Origin of the sequence: Rhodococcus sp. NPDC057135, assembly GCF_042670865.1 — a bacterium.
GTDB lineage: Bacteria > Actinomycetota > Actinomycetes > Mycobacteriales > Mycobacteriaceae > Rhodococcus_F.
The window spans coordinates 1-1947 of sequence record NZ_JBHUUU010000039.1; the positions used below are offsets into that span (position 1 = coordinate 1).

The 1947-nt window shown below is 60.7% G+C and carries 1 protein-coding gene; it reads right to left on the reverse strand.

Features of this window, described 5'->3' with window-relative positions; genetic code table 11:
• Positions 1 to 96: 96 nt before the first annotated feature.
• A complete protein-coding gene (locus ACFT1A_RS30925; RefSeq protein WP_378450103.1) occupies positions 97 to 1509 on the reverse strand; it encodes a plasmid pRiA4b ORF-3 family protein in 1413 nt (470 codons plus the stop codon).
• Positions 1510 to 1947 lie beyond the last annotated feature (438 nt).

A 1947-nucleotide genomic window follows, 5' to 3' on the forward strand; every position in this document is an offset into this window, starting at 1 on the left:
GTCTAAACATCCCCACACCCCCCCTCCCCTTCCGGGTGTCTCGCCCGGGCTGGCCCGCCCCCAACCCCGTTTCGGTTGTCTGCATCAGTGCTCGGGTTAACGCTTCAGAATTGCCCTCGCGAGATGAACAGCCCAGGACGAGTCCGCTTTGGTGCCGAACTTCCCCAACTCGTAACCCGTAGCGCCGATCAAACCAAGCACCTCCACGGTGCTCCCGGACGTGTCACGTTTGGAAGTCTGAGCCCCGGACATGAGGATGCTCGACGACCGAATCGGCTCTAGCGCTCCCGCGACGAAACGATGACGATCTGCCGGCGACAAGCCGGCGGCTACGGCAAGGAGGACAAGGAGTTCCACCGCTCTCTGTGAGCCACCGGGCGCAATCGGAACTCCCTCGACGATCACCGACCACGTCATTGACGCGTCCCGCTCAGCTGACTGTCCCCGCTTCGTCAGAACAATCTGCCCCTTGTGCTTTCGCACCAGGCCGAACTTCTTGAGCACTGCGAAGAGTGATCGCCCTTGGGGAAGGTTGACAGGTCCCAGATCAGGTTCGTCGAGCATCGCATCGACTGTCATGAAGAAATCATCGGCGTCGATCCCTTCGACACCGATCAGCGCCAAGACCGCCTGAAGGCGTTGGCCCGCCTCGACGTGGACCAACTCTCCGATTGCCGCCTCATCGTCGATGCCGGCTCGGGCGAGGACCGCGTGCAGTTCCGGGACTCGCGAGGGTTCCAGGCATTCGACGAGCTTCGCCATGTCGTACGGCGCAACGATCTCGTCCGGGCGAGGTGCATGAAGTCGATTGTTGACCTCAGCGATCTCGAATCGAGTCGGCTCGAATTCAGTTTGCGGCCATTCGAGGGTCCATTCGTGGGAGCGCAACTTCTCCGAAGCGAGGACGCCGAGGAGCTGCTCGTACTCGTCAGGCCCGACGCATTCTTCCGGCGGACACGCACCGCGACCCGCGGCACACACAACTTGGAATCCGTCGGGCAGTACTTCCGAAGATTCAAGCGTCAGCGTGTGGCGCCAGTTCCCGAAGCATCCGTAGCGATAACTGATTTCATCGCCAGGCGAGACCATGACCTCGTCCAGACGTACGGCGGACTCTACGATCGCCACTCGTCCGGCGCGACGCTGCTCGGCGCTACTTCCGGAAGCGACGTACTCTTCGACCTCGCCGGGAAATCGGCTGCCGGACTTGGACCACGCGTGCGAATGACGGTCACTCCACCCCATTGCCCGTTGGACCACCGAATGCAGGTCATCCAGATTCAGATCCGACGCGACGAGGATTCGTCTCCATATCTGGGTGGAAACATTGTCGACACTGATACGTATCGCGTATTGCGCCGGTACCGAGCGTCTCTTCGAACGCAACGATCGCGCAATCTGAATACCCCCGCGCCCTCCGCCAGCTTCTTGTACAAACCTTTGCAGTTCTTCAGGTTCCGTCGGAACGAGTCGCAAATGCGACACCCTCGAGCTGCTCAACCCCACCATGACACTCAGCCTAGGCCAAAGTGCTAGGGACGAAGGCACAAAATCGGAGAGTACTTCGGACTTATGAGACGGTTCACAATCTATACCTTGGCTAACAAGTCGCTATGTGCGTCGGTGCCGGCATCTTCCTCGCCCTGCCCTGCCCTGCCCTGCCCTGCTTTGCCCTGCCCTGATCGTGTGAACGGTACGTTCGGTCGATCTGAGGCGACGAAAGTGCCGTTCGCTCGATCCCGGGTGGTGGTGAGCCGGCCGGCGCCCGGGGTGCCGTGTACGGGGTGAACGGTACGTTCATCTCGTTAGAAGCGGTGAAAGTGCCGTTCGCTCGAAGACAGGGGCGGGTTGGGGGGATGGTGTGGGGGTGTTTTGGGTACGAGAAAGCCCCCCAACCACGAATGGTTGGGGGGCTTGTCGTTAAATTGTGTTCGGCGGTGTCCTACT